The organism is Bradyrhizobium zhanjiangense, assembly GCF_004114935.1.
Lineage (GTDB): Bacteria > Pseudomonadota > Alphaproteobacteria > Rhizobiales > Xanthobacteraceae > Bradyrhizobium > Bradyrhizobium zhanjiangense.
Window position 1 is genome coordinate 4,464,815 of record NZ_CP022221.1, and the last position, 16,210, is coordinate 4,481,024.

At 63.6% G+C, this 16,210-nt stretch carries 16 protein-coding genes; 14 read left to right on the forward strand and 2 right to left on the reverse strand.

The genetic code is table 11. The annotated features are described in order from the left end of the window. Positions 1–3: 3 nt before the first annotated feature. Positions 4–585, forward strand: a complete 582-nt coding sequence (locus XH85_RS21270) for a peroxiredoxin (RefSeq protein WP_128933336.1) — start codon at positions 4–6, stop codon at positions 583–585. A 114-nt stretch (positions 586–699) separates the two neighbouring features. Here the strand turns inward: XH85_RS21270 and XH85_RS21275 are convergent, their stop codons facing one another. Continuing rightward, complete coding sequence (locus tag XH85_RS21275) at positions 700–1,374, reverse strand: uracil-DNA glycosylase (RefSeq protein WP_128933337.1); 675 nt, start codon at positions 1,372–1,374, stop codon at positions 700–702. Then, positions 1,355–1,999, reverse strand: a complete 645-nt coding sequence (locus XH85_RS21280) for a LabA-like NYN domain-containing protein (RefSeq protein ID WP_128933338.1) — start codon at positions 1,997–1,999, stop codon at positions 1,355–1,357. Before XH85_RS21280 ends, XH85_RS21275 begins: the two co-directional genes overlap by 20 nt. Before the next feature lie 327 nt (positions 2,000–2,326). Between XH85_RS21280 and rpoZ the strand changes: the two genes are divergently transcribed. The 13 genes from rpoZ (at position 2,327) to XH85_RS21350 (ending at position 16,169) form a co-directional block, all read left to right on the forward strand. Beyond that, positions 2,327–2,719, forward strand: a complete 393-nt coding sequence (rpoZ, locus tag XH85_RS21285; protein ID WP_007603391.1) for a DNA-directed RNA polymerase subunit omega — start codon at positions 2,327–2,329, stop codon at positions 2,717–2,719. A gap of 207 nt (positions 2,720–2,926) precedes the next feature. After that, positions 2,927–5,212 carry a RelA/SpoT family protein gene (locus XH85_RS21290; protein WP_128933339.1) on the forward strand — a complete coding sequence of 762 codons (2,286 nt, stop codon included), beginning with the start codon at positions 2,927–2,929 and terminating at the stop codon, positions 5,210–5,212. Positions 5,213–5,258: 46 nt separating this feature from the next. After that, the gene (locus tag XH85_RS21295; protein WP_128933340.1) at positions 5,259–6,011 is read left to right on the forward strand and encodes a pyridoxine 5'-phosphate synthase; all 753 of its coding nucleotides are present in this window, start codon (positions 5,259–5,261) and stop codon (positions 6,009–6,011) included. Then, positions 6,008–6,427, forward strand: a complete 420-nt coding sequence (gene acpS, locus XH85_RS21300; protein ID WP_128933341.1) for a holo-ACP synthase — start codon at positions 6,008–6,010, stop codon at positions 6,425–6,427. Before XH85_RS21295 ends, acpS begins: the two co-directional genes overlap by 4 nt. Positions 6,428–6,677: 250 nt before the next feature. Next, positions 6,678–7,442 (forward strand): signal peptidase I, encoded by a 765-nt coding sequence (gene lepB / locus XH85_RS21305; protein ID WP_091893218.1) that lies wholly within the window; start codon positions 6,678–6,680, stop codon positions 7,440–7,442. Beyond that, a complete protein-coding gene (gene rnc, locus XH85_RS21310) occupies positions 7,439–8,260 on the forward strand; it encodes a ribonuclease III (RefSeq protein ID WP_128933342.1) in 822 nt (273 codons plus the stop codon). Before lepB ends, rnc begins: the two co-directional genes overlap by 4 nt. Continuing rightward, positions 8,250–9,176: a GTPase Era gene (era, locus tag XH85_RS21315; RefSeq protein WP_128933343.1), complete on the forward strand. Its 927-nt coding sequence runs from the start codon at positions 8,250–8,252 to the stop codon at positions 9,174–9,176. Before rnc ends, era begins: the two co-directional genes overlap by 11 nt. Positions 9,177–9,197: 21 nt before the next feature. Next, the gene (locus XH85_RS21320; protein WP_128933344.1) at positions 9,198–9,578 is read left to right on the forward strand and encodes a hypothetical protein; all 381 of its coding nucleotides are present in this window, start codon (positions 9,198–9,200) and stop codon (positions 9,576–9,578) included. A 137-nt stretch (positions 9,579–9,715) separates the two neighbouring features. Then, positions 9,716–10,468 (forward strand): DNA repair protein RecO, encoded by a 753-nt coding sequence (gene recO, locus XH85_RS21325; RefSeq protein ID WP_128933345.1) that lies wholly within the window; start codon positions 9,716–9,718, stop codon positions 10,466–10,468. Positions 10,469–10,569: 101 nt separating this feature from the next. Then, positions 10,570–10,854, forward strand: coding sequence for a hypothetical protein (locus tag XH85_RS46770; RefSeq protein WP_128933346.1), 285 nt, complete (start codon positions 10,570–10,572; stop codon positions 10,852–10,854). 61 nt (positions 10,855–10,915) lie between these two features. Continuing rightward, positions 10,916–13,174, forward strand: a complete 2,259-nt coding sequence (gene parC / locus XH85_RS21335; protein WP_128933347.1) for a DNA topoisomerase IV subunit A — start codon at positions 10,916–10,918, stop codon at positions 13,172–13,174. Positions 13,175–14,038: 864 nt separating this feature from the next. After that, entirely contained in the window at positions 14,039–14,464 is a 426-nt protein-coding gene (locus XH85_RS21345) for a YybH family protein (protein WP_128933348.1), read from the forward strand. 298 nt (positions 14,465–14,762) lie between these two features. Beyond that, positions 14,763–16,169, forward strand: a complete 1,407-nt coding sequence (locus XH85_RS21350; protein WP_128933349.1) for an FAD-dependent oxidoreductase — start codon at positions 14,763–14,765, stop codon at positions 16,167–16,169. Positions 16,170–16,210: the final 41 nt, after the last annotated feature.

The window sequence follows — 16,210 nt, forward strand, 5'->3', positions numbered from 1 at the left end:
AGGATGACCCAGAGGAACCTGCTCGAGGTCGATTGGAGCCGGATTCCCGCGCCTGCCGACGACGGTGGCGCCGCCCATCTGAGGGGCATGACGTTGCCGCCGATCGGCCTGCTCGCGACGGACGATAGGTCAATCACGCTGTCGGCGCTGCGCGGCCGTACCGTCGTGTTTGCCTATCCCCGCACCGGCGAACCCGGCAAGATCGCGCTGGTCGACGATTGGGACATGATCCCGGGCGCGCGCGGCTGCACCCCACAGACTTGCGCGTTCCGAGATCTGTTTGCCGATTTGAAGGCGGCTGGCGCCTCGCACGTGTTCGGTCTCTCGACCCAGAGCAACGACTACCAGATCGAGATGGCCTCGCGGCTACATCTGCCGTTCCCAGTGCTCTCGGACGAGAAGCTGGCGCTGACGCGCGCCCTGAATTTGCCGACGATGGAGGTGGCAGGCCTGACGCTGATCAAGCGGCTCGCGCTGATCATCGACGACGCCAGGATCACGCACGTGTTCTATCCGGTGTTTCCGCCCGACCGGAATGCCGGCGATGTGCTCGACTGGCTGAAGGCCAATCCCGCCAAGGGCTAGATCGCTAGCTAAGGTGGGATGAGTTTTGGTTGAATCGATGCGAGCCGAGGGTTCACCTCTCCCCGTCGGGGAGAGGTGAACCCGGACAACCGACCGGCCCAACTGCACCAAGCTCTAATCGAGATCGGCCTTCACCTTCGCGAACACGGACCGGAACATGTCGGGCGTCAGCACGCCGGTATTCGTGTTGTAGCGCGAGCAATGGTAGCTGTCGTAGAGCTTGAACGCGCCGGCCTGGTGGACGACGCCATGGCCGAAGGGGGCTTGCGAGCCCTTCAGATTCAGCGGCTTGAGCACGCTGTCGTGCGCAATCCGCCCGAGCGCGACGATCACGCGCAGGTTCGGCATGGTCGCGAGATTCGCCGCAAGGAATTGGCGGCAGGTGGTGATCTCGATCGGGAGCGGCTTGTTCTGCGGCGGCAGGCAATGCACTGCGTTGGCGATCCGGCAATCGATCAGCTTCAGGCCGTCATCGGGGCGCGCCTGATAGGTGCCCTTGGCAAATCCATATTCGACCAGCGTCGCGTAGAGGAGATCACCGGCATAGTCGCCGGTAAAGGGACGGCCGGTGCGGTTGGCTCCCTGCATCCCCGGCGCAAGGCCGACGATCAAGAGGCGCGCCTTGATGTCACCGAAGGGCGCAACCGGCGCATTGTGCCACGATGGCTCGCGCGCGCGGTTGGCCTCGCGAAAGGCGACCAGGCGCGGACAGAGCGGGCAGTCACGGTCGGGAACGACGGTGGAAGGCTGGCGGCTTGACCGGGCCGCCTCACTCCTCGAAGTCGTCATCGCCCCTCGGCGCCATCGTGGTTGCGCGCTGGAGGAATTGCGGAGCGTGGTGGCGTCCCTCGCGCTCGCCGCGGTCGCGCGGGGCGGGGCGTTCGGACGGGTCGCGGCCGAGCTTGGATTGCAGCTCGACGAGGTCAGTGAAGACGTCGGCCTGGCGGCGCAGCTCGTCGGCGATCATCGGCGGCTGGCTGGCGATGGTGGAGACCACGGTGACCCGCACGCCGCGGCGCTGGACGGCCTCGACCAGGGAGCGGAAGTCGCCGTCACCCGAGAACAGCACCATCTGGTCGATATGCTCGGCGAGCTCCATGGCGTCGACGGCAAGCTCGATGTCCATGTTGCCCTTGACCTTGCGGCGGCCGGAGGCGTCGATGAATTCCTTGGTCGCCTTGGTGACGACGGTGTAGCCGTTGTAGTCCAGCCAGTCGATCAGCGGGCGAATCGAGGAGTATTCCTGATCCTCGATGATGGCGGTGTAGTAGAACGCCCGAAGCAGCGTCCCGCGGCTCTGAAACTCCTTCAGCAGGCGCTTGTAATCGATGTCGAAGCCCAGAGTTTTCGCCGTCGCGTAGAGATTGGCCCCGTCGATGAAGAGCGCGATCTTGTTGGTAGGAGAAAGTGACATTCAGTTTGCTCGCGTAGTGCTCGTGATTGATCGTTTATTGTTGGCGCGGCGGCAGCGAGCCGCGCAGGTCTTAAGGCGCCGTCGAAACCCGTCGAAACCGCAAATCCGGAGAAGTCGGGGCAATCAAGGTATAGTTATGGCGGTCCACACGCCCGGCGCTAACTTCGATGGCAGCCCGGCAAATCACCCATTCCGACCCCAATGTGGGGGTACCAGAGCCGTTTGGCGAGGCCAAATCACAAATTGGCCTTGCGAAATCGGCCCGCTCCCTATAACTAGCCCCGATCATCCACATATTTCGTCCCACCCACAACGGAGCGACAGGCCATGGCTCGCGTCACCGTAGAAGATTGTATCGACAAGGTCGACAACCGCTTTGACCTGGTCCTGCTGGCCGCCCACCGTGCCCGCATGATTTCGTCCGGTTCACAACTAACGGTTGACCGCGATAACGACAAGAACCCCGTTGTGTCTTTGCGCGAAATTGCCGAGACGACCATTTCGCCGGAGGACCTCCGCGAGGAGCTGGTGCACTCGCTCCAGAAGTTCGTCGAGGTCGACGAGCCCGAGCCCGATACGGTGCCGCTGATCGGTTCCGCGGGTGCGAGCGTCGATGCGGATGATACTGAGGTCGCCGTCGAACGCATGACCGAAGAGGAGCTCCTGAAGGGCCTCGAAGGCCTCGCGCCGCCCGAGGAGCAGCCGGAGGAGGACGAGTAGATCGTCCCGTCGCAATCATCGACCTCTTGTGATCTTATCAAGGCCCGAACCGTTGTTCGGGCCTTTGCTTTTGTTGGTGTTTTCGTGGTTACCATAGCGTTGTCGGTCCGCGCCGCGCCCTGTCACCGAATTGATCGGACGCGCCCGGGATCAGCGTTAAGATGTATACAACGGGCCGCCTCCGGGTCCGTTTGAAGGCAGGACGGCATGGTGTATCGGCGCTGGAAACCAATGCAGATGCAGGCCGCAACCGAATCGGTTGCCGTGGCCCCGACTGCGCCGGTGCCGCGCCCGGCGAAGCCACGCGCACGCATGATGCGTCAATATGACCTCGTCGAGCGCGTCAGGTCCTACAACCCCAACACCAACGAAGATCTACTCAACCGCGCCTATGTCTATGCGATGAAGGCGCACGGCTCGCAGACCCGCGCCTCGGGCGACCCCTATTTCTCGCACCCACTCGAAGTGGCAGCGATTCTCACCGATCTCAAGCTCGACGACGCCACCATCGTGGCTGCGCTGCTGCACGACACGATCGAGGACACCGAAGCGACGCGGGCCGAGATCGACCAGATCTTCGGGCCCGAGATCGGCGCGCTGGTCGAGGGCCTGACCAAGCTGAAGCGGCTGGAGCTGGTGTCGCGGGAGGCCAAGCAGGCCGAGAACCTGCGCAAATTGTTGCTGGCCATTGCCGACGATGTCCGTGTGCTTCTGGTCAAGCTCGCCGACCGCCTGCACAACATGCGCACGCTGGACTTCGTGCCGACGGAATCGCGCAGGCGCATTGCCGAGGAGACGCTCGACATCTATGCGCCGCTGGCCGGCCGCATGGGCATGCAGGAAATGCGCGAAGAACTGGAGGATTTGTCCTTCCGCACCCTCGATCCTGAGGCCCATTCGGTGGTGATGCAGCGGCTCGACGCGCTCGCCGAGCGCAACCGCAATCTGATCGGCGAGATCGAGGACCAGCTCTCCAACAATCTGCGCCACCGCGGGCTGGGCGCGCGGGTCTATGGCCGCCGCAAGAAACCGTTCTCGATCTGGACCAAGATGGAGCGCAAGTCGGTCGGCTTCGAGCAATTGTCCGACATCTTCGGCTTTCGCCTCGTCGTGAGTGACATCGAAGCCTGCTATCGCGCGCTCGGCATCGTCCACACCACCTGGCCGGTCGTGCCGGGGCGTTTCAAGGACTACATCTCGACGCCGAAGCAGAACGACTACCGCTCGATCCACACCACCGTGATCGGCCCCGGGAACCAGCGCGTCGAGCTCCAGATCCGTACCGAGGCGATGGACCAGATCGCCGAGCGCGGCATCGCCGCGCACGTCTTCTACAAGGAAGGCGTCGGCTCGCCGACTGAGTTCCTCAAGCGCGAGTCCAACGCGTTCGCCTGGCTGCGCCACACCATCGGCATCCTCTCGGAGAGTGCCAATCCCGAGGAATTCCTCGAGCACACCAAGCTCGAGCTGTTCCACGACCAGGTGTTCTGCTTCACCCCGAAGGGCAAGCTGATCGCGCTGCCGCGCCATGCCAACGTGATCGACTTCGCCTATGCGGTGCATACCGACGTCGGCAACAGCGCGGTCGGCTGCAAGATCAACGGCAAGTTTGCGCCGCTGTCTTCGGAGCTCCAGAACGGCGACGAGGTCGAGGTGCTGACCTCGGAGGCGCAGTCGGCGCCGCCATCGGCCTGGGAGACGCTCGCGGTCACCGGCAAGGCGCGCGCCGCGATCCGCCGCGCCACGCGCACCGCCGTGCGTGATCAATATGTCGGCCTCGGCCGGCGCATCGTCGAGCGCCTGTTCGAGCGGGCCAAGATCGAATACGCCGACGACAAGCTCAAGGGCGCGCTGCCGCGGCTGGCGCGGACCTCGATCGAGGACGTCATGGCGGCGGTCGGCCGCGGCGAGATCAAGGCCTCCCACGTCGCGCGCGCGATGTATCCCGACTACAAGGAGGAGCGCATCGCGCGCTATGGCGCCAAGAAGGGGCTCGCTGCCAAGCTCAAGGAGAAGTCGTCGGAGTCGCCGCGCAGCCCGGTCGCGATCCCGATCCGCGGCATCAATTCCGACCTGCCGGTGAAGTTCGCGCCGAATGGCGGCGCCGTGCCCGGCGACCGCATCGTCGGTATCGTCACGCCGGGCGAGGGCATCACGATCTACCCGATCCAGGCGCCGGCCCTGAAGGATTTCGAGGAGGAGCCGGAGCGCTGGCTCGACGTGCGCTGGGACATCGAGGATTCCGCGCCGCAGCGCTTCCCGGCCCGCATCAAGGTCGAGAACGTCAATGAGCCCGGCGCGCTGGCACAGATCGCGACGGTGATCGCCGAGCACGACGGCAATATCGACAACATCAGCATGCAGCGCCGCTCACCTGATTTCACGGAGACGACGATCGACCTCGAAGTCTACGATCTGAAGCATTTGAGCGCGATCCTCGCCCAGTTGCGCGCGAAGGCGGTCGTCGCCCGCGTCGAACGTGTTAATGGATAGACGCTTAGCGTCTGCGTCTATCGCCCTGATTTCGTGAGTCCTGCAAATGCCCGCACTTCCGCTCCGCCTCGGCGTCAATGTCGACCATGTCGCAACCCTGCGCAACGCGCGCGGCGGGCGTAATCCCGATCCGGTGCGCGCCGCGCTGCTCGCGATCGAGGCCGGCGCCGATGGCATCACGGCGCATTTGCGCGAGGATCGCCGGCACATCCGCGACGAGGACATGGCGCGGCTGAAGGCCGAGATCTCCAAGCCGCTCAATTTCGAGATGGCGGCGACCGACGACATGATGCGCATCTCGCTCGCCACCAAGCCGCATGCGGTGTGCCTCGTGCCGGAGCGCCGGCAAGAGGTGACGACCGAGGGCGGGTTAGATGTCGTCGGCCAGCACAATGCGCTCGCGCCCTATATCGCGCGGCTCAACGATGCCGGCATCCGGGTGTCGCTGTTCATCGCCGCCGACCCCGCGCAGATCGAGATGGCGGCACAGCTGCGCGCGCCTGTCATTGAGATCCACACCGGCGCCTGGTGCGACGCCGTCGCCGATGGCCACACCGACAAGGCCGAAGCCGAATGGCAGCGGATCGTGGCGGGGGCGAAGCTGGCCAAGGCTGCCGGGCTGGAGGTCCATGCCGGACACGGGCTCGACTATGCGACGGCGGAGACGATCGCGGCCTTGCCGGAGGTCATGGAGCTCAATATCGGCTACTACATGATCGGAGAGGCGCTGTTCGTGGGTCTGGCCGAGACCGTGCGCAGCATGCGCGCGGCGATGGACCGGGGCCGGAGCCGGGCATGATCATCGGCATCGGTTCGGACCTGATCGACATCACCCGCGTCGCCAAGGTGATCGAGCGCCACGGCGAGCGCTTCCTCGACCGCATCTTCACCGTGGCCGAGCGGGCCAAGGCGGAGCGGCGCGCCAAGAACGAGAAGATGGTGGTGGCGACCTACGCCAAGCGCTTTGCCGCCAAAGAGGCCTGCTCCAAGGCGCTCGGCACCGGCATCAGGCGCGGCGTCTGGTGGCGCGACATGGGGGTGGTCAACCTGCCGGGGGGACGGCCGACCATGCAACTGACCGGCGGCGCCTTGGCCCGGCTTCAGGCCCTGACGCCGGAGGGTTTCGAGGCGCGGATCGATGTGTCGATCACCGACGACTGGCCGCTCGCACAGGCCTTCGTCATCATTTCCGCCGTTCCGCCGGCCAAGCCCTGACAGGGATCCAGGAAATCTCATAATTCGTTTGAAATACCAAGGTCTTATGCAGTTTTGATGCGATCCTTGATTGCGTGGTCTTCGACAACGGTCTAAAAGTCCGCCGACGCAAATCAGGCTGGGTGAATTCGGCTTTACGCCGGAATTGGCCCTCACTATCAGAATCAGGACAATCTCCTTGGGCCGCGAACCGATGGGCTGTTCGCGGGAGGAGGGCGCTCTGTGACCGCCGGCCGGAATTGAGAGAGCAATGAGCGTGACTTCGGGAACGAAAACTGAGAGCGGCGTCGGCGAAACGATCCGGGTCGTGATTCACGCTCTGCTGATCGCGCTGGTGATCCGCACGTTCCTGTTCCAGCCGTTCAACATCCCGTCTGGCTCGATGAAGGCGACGCTGCTGGTCGGCGACTATCTGTTCGTCTCGAAATATTCCTACGGCTATAGCCACTATTCGATCCCGTTCTCCCCGCCGCTGTTCTCCGGGCGGATCTGGAGCTCGGACCCGAACCGCGGCGACATCGTCGTGTTTCGCTTGCCCAAGGACGATTCCACCGACTACATCAAGCGCGTGATCGGTCTTCCCGGCGACCGCATCCAGATGCGGGACGGTCTGCTCTACATCAACGACACCCCGGTCGAGCGGCAGCGCATGAGCGAGTTTGTTGGGGAGGATCCGTGCGGCTCCGAAGGCGGCGGCATCTCCCGGGTGAAGCGCTGGAAGGAGACGCTGCCGAACGGCGTGTCCTACGAGACGCTGGACTGCGCCGACAACGGCTACATGGACAACACCAACGTCTACACGGTGCCGCAGGGCCACTTCTTCATGATGGGCGACAACCGCGACAACTCGACCGACAGCCGCTTCCTCGGCCAAGTCGGTTATGTGCCGCAGGAGAATTTGATCGGCCGCGCCCAGATGATCTTCTTCTCCATCGCCGAAGGCGAGCATGCCTGGATGTTCTGGCGCTGGCCGTGGGCGGTGCGCTGGAATCGTTTCTTCAAAATCGTTCGATGAAAGACGAAGCCAAGGACATCGCGACCCCACCGACGGAGGCGCAAGGCGCCCCTGATGGCGAAGCTGCGACCAAAACGCCGGCGAAGAAGAAGCGGACGCGAAGCAGCAAGGCCAAAGGCACTGATGCGAACGCGGCGCTCGAGGCGCGCATCGGCCACAGCTTCACTGATCCGAACCTCCTGATGCAGGCGATCACGCATGTCTCGGCGCTGAAGTCCGGGCGCAAGCGCGGCGACAGCTATCAGCGACTGGAATTCCTCGGCGACCACGTGCTCGGGCTGGTCGTCTCCGACATGCTCTACCACGCCTTCCCGAACGCCGACGAAGGCGAGCTGTCGAAGCGGCTTGCCGAGCTCGTGCGCAAGGAGAGCTGCGCCGACGTCGCAAAATCGCTCGACCTCGTCGACGACATCAAGCTCGGCTCGGTCGGCCCCAGCGCCGACGCCCGTCTGCGCAAGAGCGTGCTCGGGGACATCTGCGAGGCCGTGATCGGCGCGATCTTCCTCGACGGCGGCCATGCGGCGGCAGCCGAGTTCGTCAGGCGCAACTGGACCGAGCGCATGCACAAGCCGCGCCGTCCCTTGCGCGACCCCAAGACCGTGCTCCAGGAATGGGCGCAGGGGAAGGGGCTGCCGACCCCGGTCTACCGCGAGGTCGAGCGCACCGGCCCGCACCACGATCCGCAGTTCCGCGTCGCGGTGGACCTGCCGGGATTGGCCCCGGCCGAAGGCATCGGCGGCAGCAAGCGCGCGGCAGAGAAGGTGGCAGCTTCAGTGATGATCGAACGCGAAGGCGTTGGCGGCGGCAATGACGGCTGAAGCAAGCGGCGAGGCGCCCACCGCGACGCGCTGCGGCTTCGTTGCGCTGATCGGTGCGCCGAATGTCGGCAAGTCCACCCTGGTCAACGCGCTGGTCGGGGCCAAGGTCACGATCGTCTCGCGCAAGGTGCAGACCACGCGCGCGCTGATCCGCGGCATCGTGATCGAGAACAACGCGCAAATCATCCTGGTCGACACGCCCGGCATCTTCCTGCCCAAGCGCCGGCTCGACCGCGCCATGGTCTCGACCGCCTGGAGTGGGGCGCACGACGCCGATCTCGTCTGCGTGCTGCTCGATGCCAAGACGGGTATTGACGAGGAGGCCGAGGCGATCCTCGCCAAGGCGGCCAGCGTCAACCACGAGAAGATTTTGGTGATCAACAAGGTCGATCTGGTCCAGCGAGAGAAGCTACTGGCGCTGGCGCAGGCCGCCAACGAGCGCATGAAGTTCGCGAAGACCTTCATGATTGCGGCAATCTCAGGCGACGGCGTCGACGACATCCGCACGACGTTGGCCGAGATGGTGCCGCCAGGCCCGTTCCTCTATCCCGAGGACCAGATGTCGGACGCGCCGATGCGGCAGCTGGCTGCCGAAATCACGCGCGAAAAAATCTATCAGAAGCTGCACCAGGAATTGCCCTACCAGTCCACGGTCGAGACCGACAAGTGGGAGGAGCGCAAGGACAAGTCGGTGCGCATCGAGCAGACGATCTTCGTCGAGCGTGAAAGCCAGCGCAAGATCGTGCTCGGCAAGGGCGGCGCCACCATCAAGTCGATCGGCGCGGACTCGCGCAAAGAGCTGATGCAGATCTTGGACGTGCCGGTGCATCTGTTCCTGTTCGTCAAGGTGCGCGAGAACTGGGGCGATGATCCCGATCGCTATCGCGAGATGGGGCTGGACTTCCCCAAGGAATAGCCAAGCAAAGATCGGTATCCGATGAGCGTGCCCAGCAACGTCCGGCGCTTCGAAGCGCTGCTCTATGCATCGTTGATGTTGGATGCCCTGTCAGTCGCGGTGCAGGATCGCACGCCCAATGCCGAGATGACCGAGCAGATGATCACGACGGCGACGCTGATCGCCGGCGGCATGATCCTGCTACTGTTCTATTTCGTTTGGCTCGCTGCGCATTGGCGCAAGAACTGGCCGCGCTGGGTGCTCGCGGCAGCCCTCGTGCTGTCGGTGATCTCGCTCGGCCAGATCATCGGCGAGAAGGGCATGCAGCTCGACAGCGCCATCGAGGTCGTCTCCTGCGTGCTGACCACGATGGGACTGTATTTCTCCTTCACCGGGGATGCGCAGGGCTGGTTCAACGCGTGAAGTTTCACGCGGTGCCGTAGAATGGGCGCACGCACCCTTGCGCGCCGTGCCCACCAAGTTTGGCCATGGATCAAAATCGGTGGGCACGCTTCGCTTTGCCCACCCTACGGCCCCTCGAATGGGCTACACTTCCTCCCATGGAATGGACCGACGAAGGCATCGTGCTGGGTGTGCGGCGGCATGGCGAGTCGAGCGCCATCGTCGAGCTGCTGACGCGCGCGCATGGCCGCCATCTCGGTCTCGTCCGCGGCGGCGCCGGCTCGCGGATGCGGCCGCTTTTGCAGCCGGGGAACAGCGTCAGTGCGGTGTGGCGGGCGCGGCTCGACGAGCATCTCGGTACCTATGCGATCGAGGGATTGAAGCTGCGCGCAGCGACGCTGCTGGCATCGTCCTACGGGGTCTACGGCGTCACCCATCTGGCCTCGATTGCGCGGCTGCTGCCCGAGCGCGATCCGCATGAGGCGATCTTTGCGCTGCTCGAACATTCGCTCGACGATTTCGACGATATCGGCGGCGCCGCCGTGCACGTCATTCATTTCGAGCTGGCGATGCTCGCCGAGCTCGGCTTTGGGCTCGCGCTGGAAAATTGTGCGGTGACCGGGGAGACCACGGACCTGATCTATGTCTCGCCCAAATCCGGCGGCGCGGTGTCGCGCGGCGCGGGCGAGCCGTGGCGCGACCGGTTGCTACGCCTGCCGCCATTCCTGCGCCAGGGCGAGGTGCAGACCGATCTCACGGAGCAGGATCTCCTGGACGGTTTTCGGCTCACCGGTCTGTTCCTGCTGCGCCACGTGCTGGAGCCGCGCGGTCAGGGCCATTCCGACGCGCGCGCCGGCTTCATCAACGCCTTGATGCGGCAGCAGGCGAGGGCGGCAATCCCGGCGCCATGATGAAATCGCGTTTCTGCCTTGCCAGCCAGCATAGATTTTCCGGGAACCAAATCAGGCCGGCCGGAATTGGCTCGCGGGTTCCACAATGGGGGACAGCCTAAATGTTGATCAGGGGATTCGCCTTATCCGCGGCGCTGCTCGCGTTTGCGCCTGATGCAATGGCCGGCGAGCCGCAACCTGGCGTATTTCGCCGGGCGTCCTGCACGGTTGTCCGGTACTATGTGGCCAAATATTCTGCTGCGGCCGCAGAGGCATGGGCGCGGTCCCACGGCGCGACCGAGGCCGAAATCGACGCCGCCCGCCGCTGTGTGACCAATGCGCCGCCGGCTCAATCCCCTGGCCAATCCAAGACCCAGCCTGTGACAGCCGGCTGGGCCGGCCAGTAGGCCGCCCCCAGGGAACCAATCGATCCTTGCCCGATTCGCTTCCACGGTTTAACCGGGCGGCATGGGAAAACGAATCGTTCCGCCGGAAGAACCGGCCGAAATTCACGAGGTGCCGCTGCGTGACGCGCTGGAAGAGCGCTATCTCGCCTATGCGCTCTCCACCATCATGCACCGTGCGCTGCCGGACGCACGCGACGGCCTGAAGCCGGTGCACCGGCGCATCCTCTACGGCATGCGCCTGCTCCGCCTCGACCCCGGCACGGCCTTCAAGAAATCCGCAAAAATCGTCGGCGACGTGATGGGCTCGTTCCATCCGCATGGCGACCAGGCGATCTACGACGCCATGGTGCGCCTTGCGCAGGATTTCTCCTCGCGCTACCCGCTGGTCGACGGCCAGGGCAACTTTGGCAATATCGACGGCGATAATCCCGCCGCCTACCGCTACACCGAAGCGCGCATGACCGACGTCGCGCGGCTTCTGCTCGAGGGCATCGACGAGGACGGCGTCGAATTCCGCGCCAATTACGACGGCCAGTCGAAAGAGCCGATCGTGCTGCCGGGCGGCTTCCCGAATCTGCTCGCCAATGGCGCGCAAGGAATCGCGGTCGGCATGGCGACCTCGATCCCGCCGCACAACGCCGCCGAGCTGTGCGATGCCGCGCTGCATCTGATCGAGAAGCCCGACGCGAAATCCAAGGCGCTGCTGAAATGGGTCAAGGGCCCGGATTTCCCGACTGGCGGCATCTGCGTCGATTCCAAGCAGGCGATTGCGGAAGCTTACACCACGGGCCGCGGCTCGTTTCGCGTCCGCGCCAAGTGGCAGCAGGAGGAGGGTGCGCGCGGTACCTGGGTGGTTGTCGTCACCGAGATTCCGTATCTGGTGCAGAAGTCGCGGATGGTCGAGAAGATCGCTGAGCTGCTCGACCAGAAGAAGCTGCCGCTGGTCGGCGACATCAGGGACGAGTCGGCCGAAGACGTCCGCCTCGTCATCGAGCCGAAGTCGAAGAACGTCGATCCCGCCCTGATGATGGAATCGCTGTTCCGGCTGACCGAGCTCGAAAGCAAGATTCCGCTGAACCTCAACGTGCTGATCAAGGGCCGCATTCCCAAGGTCGTGGGGCTCGCGGAGTGCTTGCGCGAATGGCTCGATCATCTGCGCGACGTGCTGATCCGCCGCAGCAACTACCGCAAGGCGCAGATCGAGCACCGCCTGGAAGTGCTTGGCGGTCATCTCGTCGCCTATCTGAACCTCGACAAGGTGATCAAGATCATCCGCACCGAGGACGAGCCGAAGCCGGCCCTGATCAAGGCGTTCAAGCTCACCGAGATCCAGGCGGAGGCCATCCTCAATATGCGTTTGCGCAATCTGCGCAGGCTCGAGGAAATGGAGATCCGCAACGAGGACAGGGATCTCCGCAAGGAGCTAAAGGGCATTGAAGGCGTGCTTGCTTCCGAAGCCGAGCAGTGGAAGAAGGTCGGCGAGCAGGTCGGCAAGGTCCGCGACATGTTCGGACCCAAGACGCCGCTCGGCAAGCGCCGCACCACCTTTGCGGATGCACCCGAGCACGATCTCGCCGCGATCGAGGAAGCCTTCGTCGAGCGCGAGCCGGTGACGGTCGTGGTCTCCGACAAGGGCTGGATCCGCACCATGAAGGGGCATGTCGAGGATCTCTCGGGCCTTGCCTTCAAGCAGGACGACAAGCTCGGCTTCGCCTTCTTCGCCGAGACGACGTCGAAGCTGCTGCTGTTCGCCACCAACGGAAAATTCTACTCGCTCGACGTGGCCAAACTTCCGGGCGGCCGCGGCCATGGCGAGCCGATCCGCCTGTTCATCGACCTCGAGCAGGAGGCGGCGCCAGTTGCGCTGTTCGTCAACAAGGGCGGACGCAAATTCCTGGTCGCGAGCCAAGAGGGCCAAGGTTTTGTCGTCAACGAGGACGATTGCGTCGGCACCACCAAGAAGGGCAAGCAGGTCCTCAACGTCGACATGCCGAACGAGGCGCGTGCGATCACCGAGGTGCTTGGCGACACCGTCGCGGTCATCGGCGACAACCGCAAGATGCTGATCTTCCCGCTCGACCAGGTGCCGGAGATGGCCCGCGGCCGCGGCGTGCGCCTGCAGAAATACAAGGACGGCGGCCTCTCCGACGTTGCGGTGTTCGACGCCAAGGCGGGCCTGACCTGGAAGGACTCCGCGGGTCGCGAATTCTCGGCGACCATGAAGGAGCTCGCCGAGTGGCAAGGCACCCGCGCCGATGCCGGCCGCCTGCCGCCAAAGGGTTTTCCGAAGTCGAACAAGTTCGGCCGGGTGATCGGGTAGGGCGGTCCCGTGTCCCGGACGCGCTGCAACGCTTTTCGCGTTGCTGCGCAGAGCCGGGACCCACGCTGCACGGATTGCTCGGAGACATGGGCCCCGGCTCTGCAGCGCACCGCTGAAGTAGCGCTGCACTGCGTCCGGGGCACGAGAGAGCGTGAAGCGAGCACCTGTCTTTCCACCGTCATTGCGAGCGCAGCGAAGCAATCCAGAATCCCGCCGCGGAAAGACTCTGGATTGCTTCGCTGCGCTCGCAATGACGGAGCAAGCCGGGCGGCCATCGCTCTGCAATTCACATTTCAAATAGCGCGCGAGCGTTCGCATTCCCGCGGCGCATTCGCCCGAGTTTTGCTCCAGGTGCACCCTCGAAAAAGACAAGGGCGCAGGGAAGGCCGGGCGCCGGCTGGCACCCGCAGGTCCGTGCGCTGTAGAAATGCACACGGGGGTGGACCACAGGTGATGCCGGTCGCCCGGCCTTCCCTGCGCGAATGGTTTTAACGGTGTCCTTCGTGCTCTCCCCGGGGAGCGATGCACTATTGCCCCCATCGCCCTGCAGATGGCTGATGTGCGGACCCGGTTGGGTCGCAGGCATCACCGCAGGACTTGACGCGCAGACCCCGGGCGTCAGGACCACACGACTTCTCCGTCCGCGCACGTCTCCGTTGGGACTTCGAGGGCTGGCGTGTGCTCGCCCCCGAAACCATGCGAAGACGCTGTCCGCGTCGTGTCGTGCACTTAGTTCGTCAATATTTCTTACAGTAATTCCCCGGAGTTGCTGTTTCGTCAAACACGGTCTGGGGTGCGGCATTGCATGCTCTGTGGAGCAACAGCCGCGCTGCATTCGAATCGTACATTGAGTTGGAGACGATCATGCGCAACATCGTATTGGTGATGGCATTCGTGAACTCGCTGTCGACTCCGGCTTTGGCTCAGAAGCCCGAGATTGAAGCGATCAACAACAAATTTGTCGAATTTTTCAACAAGGGTGATTTCCCTGGCATTGCGTCGCTCTATAGCGCTGATGCGATCGCTTTGCCGCCCGGTTCTTCGATGGCGCGGGGCCGAGCAGCCATCGAAGTCATGTGGAAAAGCATGGCGGAACAAGTCGGCGACCCGAAGCTCACGACTGTTGATGTGAAGGCGCTCGGCCCTTTGGCGGCACGCGAGATCGGCACGTTTGCTCTGAAGACCAAAGGGCCGACACCGCAGGAAGTGACTGGGAAGTACGTCGTTGTTTGGGAAAAGGTCGGAAATGACTGGAAGCTCGCCACCGACATATGGAACGAGGGCAAGTAGGCCAGTCGGCGTACGTGTCTGTTGTTGACCCATCAGCGAAGTGGCGGCGGTTCTCATTGAGGTCCGTTTGGTGGGGCATAACAGACGTGATTTGCTCACGCTGACATCACCGATCAATGGGCTCACCTGTGACATCCGGCTCCGAAGGCAGGCTGAGAGCTTTGAACCTCCCGTTCGCCACGTCGACCTATATCTTGAAGAACCATGCGCGCATGAGGATCGTCGTCGTTTCGCCGGGAGGAGATGATGACGATTCCGCGCGACTTCCGCGGTCGGCCGAACTCTAGGGGGAGAACGGATGAGCAAAATCCTAATTTGCGGCGGAGGCGTGATTGGATTGTGCACAGCGACGATGCTTGGTCGCGATGGCCACCGAGTCACAGTCCTAGAGGCTGACCCGGCCGATCAACCTGCCGCGCCGGCCGAGGGATGGAATTCGTGGGAACGTCCGGGAGTTGCCCAATTCAGGCAACCTCATAACCTCAGTTCGCGATTTCGGATGATCAGCGATCAGGAATTGCCGGGGTTGACTGATGGTCTGCTTCGAGCCGGTTGCGTTTGGGTGGACTATCTGGACAGTCGATCTCTTCCCCCAACCATAACGGATCGGACGCCGCGTCCGGGCGACGAGGCCATACGCTTCGTCACCGGTCGGAGGCCCATTATTGAATGCGCCGTAGCTGCAATGGCGCAAGTGGCACCTAACGTGACCATTCGTCGGGGCACCAAGGTTCGCGAACTGATCACGGGCGCTTCGGCGATCCGAGGTGTGCCGCACGTTGCAGGGGTACGCACGACATCTGGCGAAGAGATTCGCGCTGATCTGGTAATCGACGCCATGGGACGACGAAGCGCGGCCTGCGATTGGATCGTCAGCGCGGGTGCCCGTAGCCCGATCGAGGAATGCGAGGATAGCAACTTCGCTTATTTTACGCGGTATTTCTCAGGGCAACGGCGGCCTCGCAGGACGGGACGTGCACTCACGCCGATGGGCTTGTTTTCGATCCTTACGCTGGACGGGGACAATGACACCTGGTCGATCACTTTGTATACCTCGTCGAAGAACAAGGCGATGCGAGCCTTGCGCGATACGGCGACATTCCATCGCGTCGTCTCCGCATGTCCGCGGCAAGCCCATTGGCTCGACGGCGAGCCAGTAACGCCCGTCCTTCTGATGACGGGAGTTGTCGACCGATACCGGCGGTTTGTCGTCGATGGTCGGCCGGTCGTCACGGGATTCGCCGCTGTAGGTGATGCATGGGCGTGCACCAATCCGTCCGCCGGACGCGGCTTGAGCGTCGGCCTTCTGCACGCGCAGGTGCTCCGTAATGTTGCCCGCCGACACATCGACGATCCCGGAGCTTTCTCCCGGGAATACGACGCTGACACCGAAAGCCAAGTCGGTCCGTTTTATCGAAATCAGATCGCCGCGGACCGCGTTCGGATCGCCGAAATGACAGCTCTGGAAGAGGGCATGCCGATGCCCGCGCCCAACCCAGTCATGGCCAAGCTTCTGGTGGCATCATCCCAAGACGCAGACGTGCTCCGTGGCCTGATCGAAATCGCAATGTGCCTTGCGCTGCCTCAGGACGTCATCGCTAGACCGCATGTAGCCGCAAAACTGGCCGAGTTGGACGGCTGTCAATTGCCGCAAGACCCCAGCATCGTCGATCGACAACGGATGGCAGCGCTACTGGATGGCTGATCCTAGCGAAGCCAGCCACACTTCCGCGCGTGGTTATGGGG

Excerpts from the sequence above, each read along its gene's own strand:
- XH85_RS21270 (WP_128933336.1), top strand. The coding sequence starts at position 4 with ATGACCCAGAGGAACCTGCTCGAGGTCGATTGGAGCCGGATTCCCGCG.
- XH85_RS21275 (WP_128933337.1), bottom strand. The coding sequence starts at position 1,374 with ATGACGACTTCGAGGAGTGAGGCGGCCCGGTCAAGCCGCCAGCCTTCC.
- XH85_RS21280 (WP_128933338.1), bottom strand. The coding sequence starts at position 1,999 with ATGTCACTTTCTCCTACCAACAAGATCGCGCTCTTCATCGACGGGGCC.
- rpoZ (WP_007603391.1), top strand. The coding sequence starts at position 2,327 with ATGGCTCGCGTCACCGTAGAAGATTGTATCGACAAGGTCGACAACCGC.
- XH85_RS21290 (WP_128933339.1), top strand. The coding sequence starts at position 2,927 with ATGGTGTATCGGCGCTGGAAACCAATGCAGATGCAGGCCGCAACCGAA.
- XH85_RS21295 (WP_128933340.1), top strand. The coding sequence starts at position 5,259 with ATGCCCGCACTTCCGCTCCGCCTCGGCGTCAATGTCGACCATGTCGCA.
- acpS (WP_128933341.1), top strand. The coding sequence starts at position 6,008 with ATGATCATCGGCATCGGTTCGGACCTGATCGACATCACCCGCGTCGCC.
- lepB (WP_091893218.1), top strand. The coding sequence starts at position 6,678 with ATGAGCGTGACTTCGGGAACGAAAACTGAGAGCGGCGTCGGCGAAACG.
- rnc (WP_128933342.1), top strand. The coding sequence starts at position 7,439 with ATGAAAGACGAAGCCAAGGACATCGCGACCCCACCGACGGAGGCGCAA.
- era (WP_128933343.1), top strand. The coding sequence starts at position 8,250 with ATGACGGCTGAAGCAAGCGGCGAGGCGCCCACCGCGACGCGCTGCGGC.
- XH85_RS21320 (WP_128933344.1), top strand. The coding sequence starts at position 9,198 with ATGAGCGTGCCCAGCAACGTCCGGCGCTTCGAAGCGCTGCTCTATGCA.
- recO (WP_128933345.1), top strand. The coding sequence starts at position 9,716 with ATGGAATGGACCGACGAAGGCATCGTGCTGGGTGTGCGGCGGCATGGC.
- XH85_RS46770 (WP_128933346.1), top strand. The coding sequence starts at position 10,570 with ATGTTGATCAGGGGATTCGCCTTATCCGCGGCGCTGCTCGCGTTTGCG.
- parC (WP_128933347.1), top strand. The coding sequence starts at position 10,916 with ATGGGAAAACGAATCGTTCCGCCGGAAGAACCGGCCGAAATTCACGAG.
- XH85_RS21345 (WP_128933348.1), top strand. The coding sequence starts at position 14,039 with ATGCGCAACATCGTATTGGTGATGGCATTCGTGAACTCGCTGTCGACT.
- XH85_RS21350 (WP_128933349.1), top strand. The coding sequence starts at position 14,763 with ATGAGCAAAATCCTAATTTGCGGCGGAGGCGTGATTGGATTGTGCACA.